The organism is Leclercia sp. G3L, assembly GCF_021117075.1.
Taxonomy (GTDB): domain Bacteria; phylum Pseudomonadota; class Gammaproteobacteria; order Enterobacterales; family Enterobacteriaceae; genus Enterobacter; species Enterobacter adecarboxylatus_C.
The window spans coordinates 938,568-953,936 of record NZ_CP088265.1 but is presented as its reverse complement, the minus strand read 5'-3'; the positions used below and the strand labels follow the sequence as shown (position 1 = coordinate 953,936).

Genomic DNA, 15,369 nt, shown 5'->3' with positions numbered 1-15,369 from the left:
GTGAATAGCTATTTCCGTAAACGAATCTGGTCGACAGCGTGTTTCTCACTCTTGGTGAGGATCAGGCTGGCGCGCTCACGCGTCGGCAGAATGTTCTCTTTCAGGTTCACGTAGTTGATCTCATTCCACAGCGAGGTGGCCACATTAACAGCCTCATCTTTCGAGAGCTGGGCGTAGTTATGGAAGTAGGAGTCAGGGTCGGTGAACGCCCCTTCGCGGAACTTAAGGAAGCGGTTGATGTACCAGCTCTGCAGGAGATCTTCCGGCGCATCCACGTAGATAGAGAAATCGACAAAGTCAGAGACAAACACATGATGCGGATCGTGAGGATAGTCCATCCCGCTCTGCAGAACGTTTAATCCTTCCAGAATCAGAATGTCCGGCTGCACCACCGTTTTGTCCCCGTCAGGGATGCGGTCATAAATCAGATGCGAGTACACCGGAGCCGTCACGTTTGGCACGCCGGATTTCAGATCCGACACGAATTTCACCAGACGGTGCATATCATAAGAGAGCGGAAAGCCTTTCTTCTTCATCAGACCGCGTTCTTTTAACACCTCGTTAGGGTGCAGGAAGCCGTCGGTAGTGATTAGCTCCACGCTGCGGTGTTCCGGCCAGCGGCTCAGCAGCGCCTGCAGAACACGCGCGGTGGTGCTTTTCCCCACGGCGACGCTGCCGGCAATACTGATAATATAAGGAATGCGCTGCCCGTTCGTACCGAGGAACTGCTCAAGTACGGCCTGTCGGCGGAGGTTGGAACTGATATAGAAATTCAGCAAACGCGAGAGAGGTAAATAAATTTCAGCCACTTCTTCAAGCGACAGGTCTTCGTTTATCCCTTTTAACCGTGCGATTTCGCCTTCCGTTAAGGTCATGGGAACGGAGTCACGCAGAGCAGCCCACTGGCTGCGGCTAAACTGGAGATAAGGTGTCATTAACGTTTGCTCTTTTTTGCTCATAAGCACGCTTGAGTGAGGCGTCTTATCCCACACCAGAGGCTAGCCGTGCGGGGTAGAGCACATCACATATATAGTTAATTTTGGACAATGCGCAGGAGGTTAACACCAGATGGGCCGAATAATAAGAAAAAAAGTGGCCGAGTGTTGCGTTAAGCGTGAAACGTCACAGACCGGGTTTCACCCCTTTTGAGGACCGTAAATGATGAATATTTGCGCGCATTTGCCTGGAAATACAGCGTTATTCTCTCTTCTCGCACAAAATGTGAGCGAAAGAACGATTTATGCAAATTTTTAGTTGCATGAACCTGCAGGGCTCCCTAAAATGCGCGCTACTTGATGCCGACTTAGCTCAGTAGGTAGAGCAACTGACTTGTAATCAGTAGGTCACCAGTTCGATTCCGGTAGTCGGCACCATCAAGTCCGGTGGGGTTCCCGAGCGGCCAAAGGGAGCAGACTGTAAATCTGCCGTCACAGACTTCGAAGGTTCGAATCCTTCCCCCACCACCACTTTCTGGCAGCGTTAAAGCCGCCGGAGCTGGTTGGAAAAAATTGACCAGCTCGAACTTAAAAAGAGAGAAATCTCTTTTTTTGTTACAGAAAGAACTGGGTAGCCGAGTTTCAGGATGCGGGCATCGTATAATGGCTATTACCTCAGCCTTCCAAGCTGATGATGCGGGTTCGATTCCCGCTGCCCGCTCCAATACGTGCTGATATGGCTCAGTTGGTAGAGCGCACCCTTGGTAAGGGTGAGGTCCCCAGTTCGACTCTGGGTATCAGCACCACTTCACTTCTCCCTCCCGTTTCTCTCTGTTTCAATTTAAATGTATTCAACAGTTCAGGCATTTCGCCTGGTTGATGTGGTGATATCACCGATTTATCCGTGTCTTAGAGGGACAATCGATGTCTAAAGAAAAGTTTGAACGTACAAAACCGCACGTTAACGTCGGTACTATCGGCCACGTTGACCATGGTAAAACAACGCTGACCGCTGCAATCACTACCGTTCTGGCAAAAACCTACGGCGGTGCTGCTCGTGCATTCGACCAGATCGATAACGCACCAGAAGAAAAAGCTCGTGGTATCACCATCAACACTTCCCACGTTGAATATGACACCCCGACTCGCCACTACGCACACGTAGACTGCCCGGGCCACGCCGACTATGTTAAAAACATGATCACCGGTGCTGCGCAGATGGACGGCGCGATCCTGGTTGTTGCTGCGACTGACGGCCCTATGCCTCAGACCCGTGAGCACATCCTGCTGGGTCGTCAGGTAGGCGTTCCTTTCATCATCGTGTTCCTGAACAAATGCGACATGGTTGATGACGAAGAGCTGCTGGAACTGGTTGAGATGGAAGTTCGTGAACTCCTGTCCCAGTACGACTTCCCGGGCGACGATACCCCAATCGTTCGCGGTTCCGCGCTGAAAGCGCTGGAAGGCGAAGCAGAGTGGGAAGAGAAAATCATCGAACTGGCTGGCTACCTGGATTCCTACATCCCGGAACCAGAGCGTGCGATTGACAAGCCGTTCCTGCTGCCTATCGAAGACGTATTCTCCATCTCCGGTCGTGGTACCGTTGTTACCGGTCGTGTAGAGCGCGGTATCGTTAAAGTTGGCGAAGAAGTTGAAATCGTGGGTATCAAAGAGACTGCCAAGTCTACCTGTACCGGCGTTGAAATGTTCCGCAAACTGCTGGACGAAGGCCGTGCTGGTGAGAACGTTGGTGTTCTGCTGCGTGGTATCAAACGTGAAGAAATCGAACGTGGTCAGGTTCTGGCTAAGCCAGGCTCTATCAAGCCGCACACCAAGTTCGAATCTGAAGTGTACATCCTGTCCAAAGACGAAGGCGGCCGTCATACTCCGTTCTTCAAAGGCTACCGTCCACAGTTCTACTTCCGTACTACTGACGTGACCGGTACCATCGAACTGCCAGAAGGCGTTGAGATGGTAATGCCAGGCGACAACATCAAGATGGTTGTTACCCTGATCCACCCAATCGCGATGGATGACGGTCTGCGTTTCGCAATCCGTGAAGGCGGCCGTACTGTTGGCGCGGGCGTTGTTGCTAAAGTTCTCGGCTAATTGCTGATAACATTTGACGCAATGCGCATGAAAAGGGCATCATTTGATGCCCTTTTTGCACGCTTTCGAACCAGAACCTGGCTCATCAGTGATTTTATTTGTCATAATCATTGCTGAGACAGGCTCTGAAGAGGGCGTTTTAGTCCGAAACGCAACAGAGCATTTCGGTTTGGTTCGCCTCGCTATCGCGGGGTGAAAATGTTTGTAGAATACTTCTGACAGGTTGGTTTATGAGTGCGAATACCGAAGCTCAAGGGAGCGGGCGCGGCCTGGAAGCGATGAAATGGGTAGTAGTAGCTGTATTGCTGATCGTGGCAATCGTTGGCAACTACCTTTATCGCGACATGATGCTGCCGCTACGCGCGCTGGCAGTGGTAATTCTGATTGCTGCAGCGGGTGGTGTCGCGCTGTTGACGACCAAAGGTAAAGCGACCGTCGCTTTTGCCCGCGAAGCGAGAACCGAAGTCCGTAAGGTCATTTGGCCGACTCGCCAGGAAACATTGCACACCACGCTGATTGTAGCTGCGGTTACCGCTGTAATGTCACTGATCCTGTGGGGACTGGATGGTATTCTGGTTCGCCTGGTATCCTTTATCACTGGCCTGAGGTTCTGAGATGTCTGAAGCCCCTAAAAAGCGCTGGTACGTCGTTCAGGCGTTTTCCGGTTTTGAAGGCCGCGTAGCAACGTCGCTGCGTGAGCATATCAAATTACATAATATGGAAGAGTTGTTTGGCGAAGTTATGGTTCCGACCGAAGAAGTGGTCGAGATCCGTGGCGGCCAGCGTCGCAAAAGCGAGCGCAAATTCTTCCCGGGTTACGTGCTTGTTCAGATGGTGATGAACGATGCAAGCTGGCACTTAGTGCGCAGCGTACCGCGCGTAATGGGCTTTATCGGCGGCACGTCTGACCGTCCGGCGCCAATCAGCGACAAAGAAGTTGATGCGATTATGAACCGCCTGCAGCAGGTTGGTGATAAGCCGCGTCCGAAAACGCTGTTTGAACCGGGTGAAATGGTTCGTGTTAATGACGGTCCGTTTGCTGACTTTAACGGCGTGGTTGAAGAAGTGGACTACGAGAAGTCCCGCCTGAAAGTTTCCGTTTCTATCTTCGGTCGTGCGACCCCGGTAGAGCTGGACTTTGCCCAGGTAGAAAAAGCCTAAGCAGCGATCAAAAAAGCGACGATTTAACCGTTGCACAGGGCGCGAGATTGGACTACAATTTCGCGCCTTTTGTTTTTATGGATTACATCCGTAAAACGAATTTTATCACGGGGAGCCTCCTTGAGGCGCTATAACCCAATCAGAGGATTTTACAATGGCTAAGAAAGTACAAGCCTATGTCAAGCTGCAGGTTGCAGCTGGTATGGCAAACCCAAGTCCACCAGTTGGTCCAGCTCTGGGTCAGCAGGGTGTTAACATCATGGAATTCTGTAAAGCGTTCAACGCCAAAACCGAATCCCTGGAAAAAGGTCTGCCAATCCCAGTCGTAATCACTGTTTACGCTGACCGTTCTTTCACTTTCGTTACCAAGACCCCGCCGGCAGCAGTTCTGCTGAAAAAAGCGGCTGGTATCAAGTCTGGTTCCGGCAAGCCGAACAAAGACAAAGTTGGTAAAATTTCCCGCGCTCAGCTGCAGGAAATCGCGCAGACCAAAGCTGCCGACATGACTGGTTCCGACGTTGAAGCGATGACTCGCTCCATCGAAGGTACTGCACGTTCCATGGGCCTGGTAGTGGAGGACTAAGAAATGGCTAAACTGACCAAGCGCATGTCCGTAATCCGTGGCAAAGTTGATGCGACCAAACAATACGACATCAACGAAGCAATCGCTCTGCTGAAAGAACTGGCTACCGCTAAGTTCGTAGAAAGCGTTGACGTTGCTGTTAACCTCGGTATCGACGCTCGTAAATCCGATCAGAACGTTCGTGGCGCAACTGTACTGCCACACGGTACTGGCCGTTCCGTACGTGTAGCTGTATTTGCTCAGGGTGCAAACGCTGAAGCTGCTAAAGCTGCCGGCGCTGAACTGGTAGGTATGGAAGATCTGGCTGATCAGATCAAGAAAGGCGAAATGAACTTTGACGTTGTTATTGCTTCCCCGGATGCAATGCGCGTTGTTGGCCAGCTCGGCCAGGTTCTGGGTCCACGCGGCCTGATGCCAAACCCAAAAGTTGGTACTGTAACCCCTAACGTTGCTGAAGCGGTTAAGAACGCTAAAGCAGGTCAGGTTCGTTATCGTAACGACAAAAACGGCATCATCCACACCACCATCGGTAAAGTGGACTTTGACGCTGACAAACTGAAAGAAAACCTGGAATCTCTGCTGGTTGCGCTGAAAAAAGCAAAACCAACTCAGGCGAAAGGCGTGTACATCAAGAAAGTTAGCATCTCCACCACCATGGGTGCAGGTGTTGCAGTTGACCAGGCTGGCCTGAGCGCTGCTGCAAACTAATGCCTTTACGTGGGCGGTGGATTTGTCTACAATCTTACCCCCACGTTTGCTAACAATAGTTAGCGGCTAAAAGATTTGTTCGTTGGAGCCTGGCCTAATCCAGGCCTCCGTCGAAGACCGCAGGTGTTTCGCAAGAAACTTAATGCCCTGCGTAGACGGTGACAGAACGCTAAGATTATTTTTGGATACTCTGGCTTGTTTCTGCTCACCGTATTAAGACGCTCTTCCCGTTGGGAAGAGTGAAGTGAGTTCCGGAACATGAGTTCCGGCAAACATCCAGGAGCAAAGCTAATGGCTTTAAATCTTCAAGACAAACAAGCGATTGTTGCTGAAGTCAGCGAAGTAGCCAAAGGCGCGCTGTCTGCAGTAGTTGCGGATTCCCGTGGCGTTACTGTAGATAAAATGACTGAACTGCGTAAAGCAGGTCGTGAAGCTGGCGTTTACATGCGTGTTGTTCGTAACACCCTGCTGCGCCGCGTAGTTGAAGGTACTCAGTTCGAGTGCCTGAAAGACACGTTTGTTGGTCCAACCTTGATTGCATACTCTATGGAACACCCGGGCGCTGCTGCTCGTCTGTTCAAAGAGTTCGCGAAAGCGAATGCAAAATTCGAGGTTAAAGCTGCAGCCTTTGAAGGTGAGTTGATCCCGGCATCGCAAATCGATCGCCTGGCAACCCTGCCGACCTACGAAGAAGCAATTGCACGCCTGATGGCAACCATGAAAGAAGCTTCGGCTGGCAAACTGGTTCGTACTCTGGCTGCTGTTCGCGATGCGAAAGAAGCTGCTTAATAGCAGTCATCTTTATCAAGTATTCGCTTACGTATAAACTTATTCTGATTTTCAGGAACAATTTAAATGTCTATCACTAAAGATCAAATCATTGAAGCAGTTGCAGCTATGTCCGTAATGGACGTTGTAGAACTGATCACTGCAATGGAAGAAAAATTCGGTGTTTCCGCTGCTGCTGCTGTAGCTGTAGCTGCTGGCCCGGCTGAAGCTGCTGAAGAAAAAACTGAATTCGACGTAGTTCTGAAAGCTGCTGGCGCGAACAAAGTTGCCGTAATCAAAGCAGTACGTGCTGCAACTGGCCTGGGTCTGAAAGAAGCTAAAGACCTGGTAGAATCTGCTCCAGCTGCGCTGAAAGAAGGCGTGAGCAAAGACGACGCAGAAGCACTGAAAAAATCTCTGGAAGAAGCTGGCGCTGAAGTTGAAGTTAAATAAGCCAACCCTTCCGGTTGCAGCCTGAGAAATTAGGCTGATGGCTGGTGACTTTTTAGTCACCAGCCTTTTTGCGCTGTAAGGCGCCAGTAGAGTTTCACACTGTTTGACTGCTGGCTGTCCTGACAATGCTTGTTTCTATCGACGACTTAATATACTGCGACAGGGTGCTCGCTCTGGGTAAATCGCAATGAAATGGTTTAAGCGTGATAGCAACAGGCATTGCGGAAAGTGTTCGATTTTCCGATCAACAAAATGGTGTTGCACAAACTGTCCGCCAATGGACAGATGGGTCGACTTGTCAGCGAGCTGAGGAACCCTATGGTTTACTCCTATACCGAGAAAAAACGTATTCGTAAGGATTTTGGTAAACGTCCACAAGTTCTGGACATTCCATATCTCCTTTCTATCCAGCTTGACTCGTTCCAGAAGTTTATCGAGCAAGATCCTGAAGGGCAGTACGGTCTGGAAGCAGCCTTCCGTTCCGTGTTCCCGATTAAGAGCTACAGCGGTAATTCCGAGCTGCAATACGTCAGCTACCGCCTTGGCGAACCGGTATTTGACGTTCAGGAATGTCAAATCCGTGGCGTGACCTACTCGGCACCGCTGCGCGTTAAGCTGCGTCTGGTGATCTACGAGCGCGAAGCGCCGGAAGGCACCGTTAAAGACATTAAAGAACAAGAAGTCTACATGGGCGAAATTCCGCTCATGACCGATAACGGTACTTTCGTCATCAACGGCACCGAGCGTGTTATCGTTTCCCAGCTGCACCGTAGCCCGGGCGTCTTCTTCGACAGCGATAAAGGTAAAACGCACTCTTCCGGTAAAGTACTGTATAACGCGCGTATTATTCCTTACCGTGGTTCCTGGCTGGACTTCGAGTTCGATCCGAAAGACAACCTGTTTGTCCGTATCGACCGTCGTCGTAAACTGCCTGCGACCATCATTCTGCGTGCGCTGAACTACACCACTGAGCAGATTCTTGATCTGTTCTTTGAGAAAGTTGTTTTCGAAATTCGCGACAACAAGCTGCAAATGGAGCTGGTGCCTGAGCGTCTGCGTGGTGATACCGCGTCGTTCGACATCGAAGCCGACGGCAAAGTGTATGTGGAGAAAGGCCGCCGTATTACTGCGCGCCACATCCGTCAGCTGGAAAAAGATGATATCAAACACATCGAAGTCCCGGTTGAATACATTGCTGGAAAAGTCGCTGCAAAAGATTACGTTGATGCATCCACTGGCGAGCTGATCTGCCCGGCTAACATGGAGCTGAGCCTGGATCTGCTGGCTAAGCTGAGCCAGTCTGGCCACAAGCGTATCGAAACGCTGTTCACCAACGATCTGGACCACGGTCCGTACATGTCCGAAACCGTACGTGTCGACCCAACCACCGATCGTCTGAGCGCGCTGGTAGAAATCTACCGCATGATGCGCCCGGGTGAGCCACCAACTCGCGAAGCGGCTGAAAGCCTGTTCGAGAACCTGTTCTTCTCCGAAGACCGCTACGATCTGTCCGCGGTTGGTCGTATGAAGTTCAACCGTTCTCTGCTGCGTGACGCGATCGAAGGTTCCGGTATCCTGAGCAAAGAAGACATCATCGAAGTGATGAAGAAGCTCATCGATATCCGTAACGGTAAAGGCGAAGTGGACGATATCGACCACCTCGGCAACCGTCGTATCCGTTCCGTAGGCGAAATGGCGGAAAACCAGTTCCGCGTTGGCCTGGTACGTGTTGAGCGTGCGGTGAAAGAGCGTCTGTCTCTGGGCGATCTGGATACCCTGATGCCTCAGGATATGATCAACGCCAAGCCGATCTCCGCAGCAGTGAAAGAGTTCTTTGGTTCCAGCCAGCTGTCCCAGTTTATGGACCAGAACAACCCACTGTCTGAGATCACGCACAAGCGTCGTATCTCTGCACTCGGCCCGGGCGGTCTGACCCGTGAGCGCGCAGGCTTTGAAGTTCGAGACGTACACCCGACTCACTACGGTCGCGTATGTCCAATCGAAACGCCTGAAGGTCCAAACATCGGTCTGATCAACTCCCTGTCCGTGTACGCACAGACTAACGAATACGGTTTCCTTGAGACCCCGTATCGTAAAGTGACGGACGGTGTTGTAACCGACGAAATTCACTACCTGTCTGCTATCGAAGAAGGTAACTACGTCATCGCTCAGGCGAACTCCAACCTGGATGACGAAGGCCACTTTGTAGAAGACCTGGTAACTTGCCGTAGCAAAGGCGAATCCAGCTTGTTCAGCCGCGACCAGGTTGACTACATGGACGTTTCCACCCAGCAGGTGGTTTCCGTCGGTGCGTCCCTGATCCCGTTCCTGGAACACGATGACGCCAACCGTGCATTGATGGGTGCGAACATGCAACGTCAGGCGGTTCCAACTCTGCGCGCTGATAAGCCGCTGGTTGGTACCGGTATGGAACGTGCTGTTGCCGTTGACTCCGGTGTTACTGCAGTTGCTAAACGTGGCGGTACTGTTCAGTACGTCGATGCTTCCCGTATCGTTATCAAAGTTAACGAAGACGAGATGCATGCAGGCGAAGCGGGTATCGACATCTACAACCTGACCAAGTACACCCGTTCTAACCAGAACACCTGTATCAACCAGATGCCATGTGTGTCTCTGGGTGAGCCAATTGAGCGCGGCGACGTGCTGGCTGACGGTCCGTCTACCGACCTCGGTGAACTGGCGCTCGGTCAGAACATGCGCGTAGCGTTCATGCCGTGGAATGGTTACAACTTCGAAGACTCCATCCTCGTCTCCGAGCGTGTGGTTCAGGAAGATCGTTTCACCACTATTCACATCCAGGAACTGGCGTGTGTGTCCCGTGACACCAAGCTGGGGCCAGAAGAGATCACCGCTGACATCCCTAACGTGGGTGAAGCTGCGCTCTCCAAACTGGATGAATCCGGTATCGTATACATCGGTGCAGAAGTGACCGGTGGCGACATTCTGGTTGGTAAGGTTACGCCGAAAGGTGAAACCCAGCTGACGCCAGAAGAGAAACTGCTGCGCGCGATCTTCGGTGAGAAAGCGTCTGACGTTAAAGACTCTTCTCTGCGTGTGCCGAACGGTGTTTCCGGTACGGTTATCGACGTTCAGGTCTTTACTCGCGATGGCGTAGAAAAAGACAAACGTGCGCTGGAAATCGAAGAGATGCAGCTGAAGCAGGCTAAGAAAGACCTGTCTGAAGAGCTGCAGATCCTCGAAGCTGGCCTGTTTGGTCGTATCTACGCGGTGCTGGTTGCCGGTGGTGTTGAAGCTGAGAAGCTCGACAAGCTGCCACGTGACCGCTGGCTGGAACTGGGCCTGGCCGACGAAGAGAAACAAAATCAGCTGGAACAGCTGGCTGAGCAGTATGACGAACTGAAACACGAGTTCGAGAAAAAACTCGAAGCGAAACGCCGTAAAATCACTCAGGGCGACGATCTGGCACCGGGCGTGCTGAAGATTGTTAAGGTTTATCTGGCCGTTAAACGTCAGATCCAGCCTGGTGATAAGATGGCAGGTCGTCACGGTAACAAGGGTGTTATCTCTAAGATCAACCCGATCGAAGATATGCCGCACGATGCTAACGGTACGCCGGTAGATATCGTACTGAACCCGCTGGGCGTACCGTCTCGTATGAACATTGGTCAGATCCTCGAAACTCACCTGGGTATGGCTGCAAAAGGTATTGGCGATAAGATCAACGCCATGCTGAAACAGCAGCAGGAAGTCGCGAAACTGCGCGAATTCATCCAGCGTGCGTACGATCTGGGTACTGATGTTCGTCAGAAAGTCGACCTGAACACCTTCAGCGATGAAGAAGTGCTGCGCCTGGCTGAGAACCTGAAAAAAGGTATGCCAATCGCAACGCCAGTCTTCGATGGTGCGAAAGAGTCTGAAATCAAGGAACTGTTACAGCTGGGTGGCCTGCCAAGCTCTGGCCAGATCACACTGTTCGACGGTCGTACCGGTGAGCAGTTCGAGCGCCAGGTAACCGTGGGTTACATGTACATGCTGAAACTGAACCACCTGGTTGATGACAAGATGCACGCGCGTTCTACCGGTTCTTACAGCCTGGTTACTCAGCAGCCGCTGGGTGGTAAGGCGCAGTTCGGTGGTCAGCGCTTCGGGGAGATGGAAGTGTGGGCGCTTGAAGCATACGGCGCGGCATACACCCTGCAGGAAATGCTCACCGTTAAGTCTGATGACGTGAACGGTCGTACCAAGATGTATAAAAACATCGTGGACGGCAACCATCAGATGGAACCGGGCATGCCAGAATCCTTCAACGTACTGTTGAAAGAGATTCGTTCGCTGGGTATCAACATCGAACTGGAAGACGAGTAACTCTCGCTCAAACAGGTCACTGGTGCCGGAGTAGTTTCCGGCACCAGATTGTGCTAACTCCGACGGGAGCAAATCCGTGAAAGACTTATTAAAGTTTCTGAAAGCGCAAACTAAAACCGAAGAGTTTGATGCGATCAAAATTGCTCTGGCCTCGCCAGACATGATCCGTTCATGGTCTTTTGGTGAAGTTAAAAAGCCAGAAACCATCAACTACCGTACGTTCAAACCTGAGCGTGACGGCCTTTTCTGTGCGCGTATTTTCGGGCCAGTAAAAGATTACGAGTGCCTGTGCGGTAAGTACAAGCGCCTGAAACACCGTGGTGTGATCTGTGAGAAGTGCGGCGTTGAAGTGACCCAGACTAAAGTGCGTCGTGAGCGCATGGGCCACATCGAGCTGGCGTCTCCGACTGCCCACATCTGGTTCCTGAAATCTCTGCCGTCCCGTATCGGTCTGCTGCTGGATATGCCGCTGCGCGATATCGAACGTGTTCTGTACTTCGAATCTTATGTTGTGATCGAAGGCGGGATGACGAACCTGGAACGTAACCAGATTCTGACCGAAGAACAGTATCTCGACGCGCTGGAAGAGTTCGGTGACGAATTCGACGCGAAGATGGGTGCGGAAGCTATCCAGGCCCTGCTGAAGAGCATGGATCTGGAGCAAGAGTGTGAAACTCTGCGTGAAGAGCTGAACGAAACCAACTCCGAAACCAAGCGTAAAAAGCTGACCAAGCGTATCAAACTGCTGGAAGCGTTCGTTCAGTCTGGTAACAAACCAGAGTGGATGATCCTGACCGTTCTGCCGGTTCTGCCGCCAGATCTGCGTCCGCTGGTACCGCTGGATGGTGGTCGTTTTGCGACTTCTGACCTGAACGATCTGTATCGTCGCGTCATTAACCGTAACAACCGTCTGAAACGTCTGCTGGATCTGGCTGCGCCGGACATCATCGTACGCAACGAAAAACGTATGCTGCAGGAAGCGGTAGATGCCCTGCTGGATAACGGTCGTCGCGGTCGTGCGATCACCGGTTCTAACAAGCGTCCTCTGAAATCTTTGGCCGACATGATCAAAGGTAAACAGGGTCGTTTCCGTCAGAACCTGCTCGGTAAGCGTGTTGACTACTCCGGTCGTTCTGTAATCACCGTAGGTCCATACCTGCGTCTGCATCAGTGCGGTCTGCCGAAGAAAATGGCACTGGAGCTGTTCAAACCGTTCATTTACGGCAAGCTGGAACTGCGTGGCCTGGCCACCACCATCAAAGCCGCTAAGAAGATGGTTGAGCGTGAAGAGGCTGTCGTTTGGGATATCCTGGACGAAGTGATCCGCGAACACCCGGTACTGCTGAACCGTGCACCAACCCTGCACCGTCTGGGTATCCAAGCCTTTGAGCCAGTACTGATCGAAGGTAAAGCTATCCAGCTGCACCCGCTGGTCTGTGCGGCATATAACGCCGACTTCGATGGTGACCAGATGGCTGTTCACGTACCGCTGACGCTGGAAGCCCAGCTCGAAGCGCGTGCGCTGATGATGTCTACCAACAACATCCTGTCTCCAGCGAACGGTGAACCAATTATCGTTCCTTCTCAGGACGTTGTACTGGGTCTGTACTACATGACCCGTGACTGTGTTAACGCCAAAGGCGAAGGCATGGTGCTGACTGGCCCGAAAGAAGCTGAGCGTATTTATCGCGCTGGCCTGGCCTCTCTGCATGCGCGTGTAAAAGTGCGTATCACCGAGTATGAAAAAGCTGAAAACGGCGAACTCGTTGCGAAAACCAGCCTGATTGACACGACCGTTGGCCGTGCCATTCTGTGGATGATCGTACCGAAAGGTCTGCCTTTCTCCATCGTCAACCAGGCGCTGGGCAAGAAAGCAATTTCCAAGATGCTGAACACCTGTTACCGCATCCTGGGCCTGAAGCCGACCGTTATCTTCGCTGACCAGACAATGTACACCGGCTTTGCTTATGCAGCGCGTTCAGGTGCATCTGTTGGTATTGATGACATGGTCATCCCAGAGAAGAAACACGAGATCATCTCTGAAGCGGAAGCCGAAGTTGCTGAGATCCAGGAGCAGTTCCAGTCTGGTCTGGTAACCGCGGGCGAACGCTATAACAAAGTTATCGATATCTGGGCAGCGGCGAACGATCGTGTATCCAAAGCGATGATGGACAACTTGCAGACCGAAACCGTTATCAACCGTGACGGCGTCGAAGAGCAGCAGGTTTCCTTCAACAGCATCTACATGATGGCCGACTCCGGTGCGCGTGGTTCTGCAGCACAGATTCGTCAGCTGGCAGGTATGCGTGGTCTGATGGCGAAGCCAGATGGCTCCATCATCGAAACGCCAATCACCGCGAACTTCCGTGAAGGTCTGAACGTACTCCAGTACTTCATCTCCACCCACGGTGCTCGTAAGGGTCTGGCGGATACCGCACTGAAAACAGCAAACTCCGGTTATCTGACGCGTCGTCTGGTTGACGTTGCACAGGATCTGGTTGTTACCGAAGACGATTGTGGCACCCTCGAAGGTATCACCATGACCCCGGTTATCGAGGGTGGTGATGTTAAAGAGCCACTGCGCGATCGCGTTCTGGGTCGTGTTACTGCGGAAGACATTCTGAAGCCGGGTACTGCAGACATCCTGGTTCCACGCAACACGCTGCTGCACGAGCACTGGTGTGACCTGCTGGAAGCCAACTCTGTTGACTCAGTGAAAGTACGTTCCGTTGTATCCTGTGACACCGACTTTGGTGTATGTGCGCACTGCTATGGTCGTGACCTGGCGCGTGGCCACATCATCAACAAAGGTGAAGCCATCGGCGTTATTGCGGCACAGTCCATCGGTGAGCCGGGTACACAGCTGACAATGCGTACGTTCCACATCGGTGGTGCGGCATCTCGTGCGGCTGCTGAATCCAGCATCCAGGTGAAAAACAAAGGTAGCATCAAGCTCAGCAACGCGAAGTCTGTTGTTAACTCCGCAGGCAAGCTGGTTGTGACTTCTCGTAACACCGAGCTGAAGCTGATCGACGAATTCGGTCGTACCAAAGAGAGCTATAAAGTGCCTTACGGTGCTGTTATGGCGAAAGGTGATGGTGAGCAGGTTGCCGGCGGCGAAACCGTAGCGAACTGGGATCCACACACCATGCCGGTTATCACCGAAGTAAGTGGTTTTATCCGCTTCACTGACATGATCGATGGCCAGACGATTACTCGTCAGACCGACGACCTGACCGGTCTCTCTTCCCTGGTGGTTCTGGATTCTGCAGAACGTACCGCAGGTGGTAAAGATCTGCGTCCAGCTCTGAAAATCGTTGATGCTAACGGCAACGACGTTCTGATCCCGGGCACCGACATGCCGGCTCAGTACTTCCTGCCAGGTAAAGCGATTGTCCAGCTGGAAGATGGTGTTCAGATCGGTGCGGGTGATGCTCTGGCGCGTATTCCTCAGGAATCCAGCGGTACCAAAGATATTACCGGTGGTCTGCCGCGCGTTGCGGACCTGTTCGAAGCACGTCGTCCGAAAGAGCCGGCAATCCTGGCTGAAATCAGCGGTATCATTTCCTTCGGTAAAGAGACCAAAGGGAAGCGCCGTCTGGTGATCACGCCGCTGGATGGCAGCGATCCGTACGAAGAGATGATTCCAAAATGGCGTCAGCTCAACGTGTTTGAAGGTGAACGTGTAGAACGTGGTGACGTGGTTTCCGACGGTCCGGAAGCACCGCACGACATTCTGCGTCTTCGTGGCGTCCACGCGGTAACGCGTTACATCACCAACGAAGTACAGGACGTTTACCGTCTGCAAGGCGTTAAGATCAACGATAAGCACATCGAAGTTATCGTTCGTCAGATGCTGCGTAAAGCCACCATCGTGAATGCCGGTAGCTCCGACTTCCTCGAAGGTGAGCAGGTTGAATACTCTCGCGTTAAGATTGCTAACCGCGATCTGGAAGCGAACGGCAAACTCAGTGCGACCTTCGCACGTGATCTGCTGGGTATCACCAAAGCGTCTCTGGCAACCGAGTCCTTCATCTCCGCGGCATCGTTCCAGGAGACCACTCGTGTGCTTACCGAAGCAGCCGTTGCGGGCAAACGCGACGAACTGCGCGGTCTGAAAGAGAACGTTATCGTGGGTCGTCTGATCCCGGCCGGTACCGGTTATGCGTACCACCAGGATCGTATGCGCCGTCGCGCAGCGGGCGAAATCCCTGCTGCACCACAGGTGACTGCTGAAGATGCATCTGCCAGCCTGGCAGAGCTGCTGAACGCAGGCCTGGGCGGTTCTGACAACGAGTAATAGTT

10 protein-coding genes and 4 tRNA genes are annotated in these 15,369 nt (G+C 52.3%); 13 read left to right on the top strand and 1 reads right to left on the bottom strand.

Annotated features, from left to right (window positions below):
• Positions 1-8 precede the first annotated feature (8 nt).
• A complete protein-coding gene (coaA, locus tag LRS40_RS05905) occupies positions 9-959 on the bottom strand; it encodes a type I pantothenate kinase (RefSeq protein WP_142487802.1) in 951 nt (316 codons plus the stop codon).
• Between the two features lie 338 nt (positions 960-1,297).
• On the opposite strand from coaA, the gene LRS40_RS05900 reads away from it, so the two are divergent.
• The 13 genes from LRS40_RS05900 (at position 1,298) to rpoC (ending at position 15,364) form a co-directional block, all read left to right on the top strand.
• Positions 1,298-1,373: transfer RNA gene (locus LRS40_RS05900), tRNA-Thr, on the top strand.
• An 8-nt stretch (positions 1,374-1,381) separates the two neighbouring features.
• Positions 1,382-1,466 (top strand) — tRNA-Tyr (locus LRS40_RS05895).
• Between the two features lie 118 nt (positions 1,467-1,584).
• Positions 1,585-1,659 (top strand) — tRNA-Gly (locus tag LRS40_RS05890).
• Between the two features lie 6 nt (positions 1,660-1,665).
• Positions 1,666-1,741: transfer RNA gene (locus LRS40_RS05885), tRNA-Thr, on the top strand.
• Positions 1,742-1,859: 118 nt separating this feature from the next.
• Positions 1,860-3,044, top strand: a complete 1,185-nt coding sequence (gene tuf, locus LRS40_RS05880; protein WP_142487332.1) for an elongation factor Tu — start codon at positions 1,860-1,862, stop codon at positions 3,042-3,044.
• A 230-nt stretch (positions 3,045-3,274) separates the two neighbouring features.
• A complete protein-coding gene (secE, locus tag LRS40_RS05875) occupies positions 3,275-3,658 on the top strand; it encodes a preprotein translocase subunit SecE (RefSeq protein WP_003862342.1) in 384 nt (127 codons plus the stop codon).
• Position 3,659: 1 nt separating this feature from the next.
• Positions 3,660-4,205: a transcription termination/antitermination protein NusG gene (nusG, locus tag LRS40_RS05870; RefSeq protein WP_003862341.1), complete on the top strand. Its 546-nt coding sequence runs from the start codon at positions 3,660-3,662 to the stop codon at positions 4,203-4,205.
• A gap of 154 nt (positions 4,206-4,359) precedes the next feature.
• Positions 4,360-4,788, top strand: a complete 429-nt coding sequence (gene rplK / locus LRS40_RS05865) for a 50S ribosomal protein L11 (protein WP_032615878.1) — start codon at positions 4,360-4,362, stop codon at positions 4,786-4,788.
• A gap of 3 nt (positions 4,789-4,791) precedes the next feature.
• The gene (rplA, locus tag LRS40_RS05860) at positions 4,792-5,496 is read left to right on the top strand and encodes a 50S ribosomal protein L1 (protein WP_142487804.1); all 705 of its coding nucleotides are present in this window, start codon (positions 4,792-4,794) and stop codon (positions 5,494-5,496) included.
• 291 nt (positions 5,497-5,787) lie between these two features.
• Positions 5,788-6,285, top strand: coding sequence for a 50S ribosomal protein L10 (gene rplJ, locus LRS40_RS05855; RefSeq protein WP_001207203.1), 498 nt, complete (start codon positions 5,788-5,790; stop codon positions 6,283-6,285).
• 66 nt (positions 6,286-6,351) lie between these two features.
• Positions 6,352-6,717 carry a 50S ribosomal protein L7/L12 gene (gene rplL / locus LRS40_RS05850; RefSeq protein WP_142487805.1) on the top strand — a complete coding sequence of 122 codons (366 nt, stop codon included), beginning with the start codon at positions 6,352-6,354 and terminating at the stop codon, positions 6,715-6,717.
• Between the two features lie 318 nt (positions 6,718-7,035).
• The gene (gene rpoB, locus LRS40_RS05845; protein WP_142487806.1) at positions 7,036-11,064 is read left to right on the top strand and encodes a DNA-directed RNA polymerase subunit beta; all 4,029 of its coding nucleotides are present in this window, start codon (positions 7,036-7,038) and stop codon (positions 11,062-11,064) included.
• 76 nt (positions 11,065-11,140) lie between these two features.
• Positions 11,141-15,364 carry a DNA-directed RNA polymerase subunit beta' gene (gene rpoC / locus LRS40_RS05840; RefSeq protein ID WP_142487807.1) on the top strand — a complete coding sequence of 1,408 codons (4,224 nt, stop codon included), beginning with the start codon at positions 11,141-11,143 and terminating at the stop codon, positions 15,362-15,364.
• Positions 15,365-15,369: the final 5 nt, after the last annotated feature.

What these genes read in the sequence shown, in the direction of transcription:
- rplJ (WP_001207203.1), top strand. Translation starts at nt 5,788, where the DNA reads ATGGCTTTAAATCTTCAAGACAAACAAGCGATTGTTGCTGAAGTCAGC.
- nusG (WP_003862341.1), top strand. Translation starts at nt 3,660, where the DNA reads ATGTCTGAAGCCCCTAAAAAGCGCTGGTACGTCGTTCAGGCGTTTTCC.
- secE (WP_003862342.1), top strand. Translation starts at nt 3,275, where the DNA reads ATGAGTGCGAATACCGAAGCTCAAGGGAGCGGGCGCGGCCTGGAAGCG.
- rplK (WP_032615878.1), top strand. Translation starts at nt 4,360, where the DNA reads ATGGCTAAGAAAGTACAAGCCTATGTCAAGCTGCAGGTTGCAGCTGGT.
- coaA (WP_142487802.1), bottom strand. Translation starts at nt 959, where the DNA reads ATGAGCAAAAAAGAGCAAACGTTAATGACACCTTATCTCCAGTTTAGC.
- tuf (WP_142487332.1), top strand. Translation starts at nt 1,860, where the DNA reads ATGTCTAAAGAAAAGTTTGAACGTACAAAACCGCACGTTAACGTCGGT.
- rplL (WP_142487805.1), top strand. Translation starts at nt 6,352, where the DNA reads ATGTCTATCACTAAAGATCAAATCATTGAAGCAGTTGCAGCTATGTCC.
- rpoB (WP_142487806.1), top strand. Translation starts at nt 7,036, where the DNA reads ATGGTTTACTCCTATACCGAGAAAAAACGTATTCGTAAGGATTTTGGT.
- rplA (WP_142487804.1), top strand. Translation starts at nt 4,792, where the DNA reads ATGGCTAAACTGACCAAGCGCATGTCCGTAATCCGTGGCAAAGTTGAT.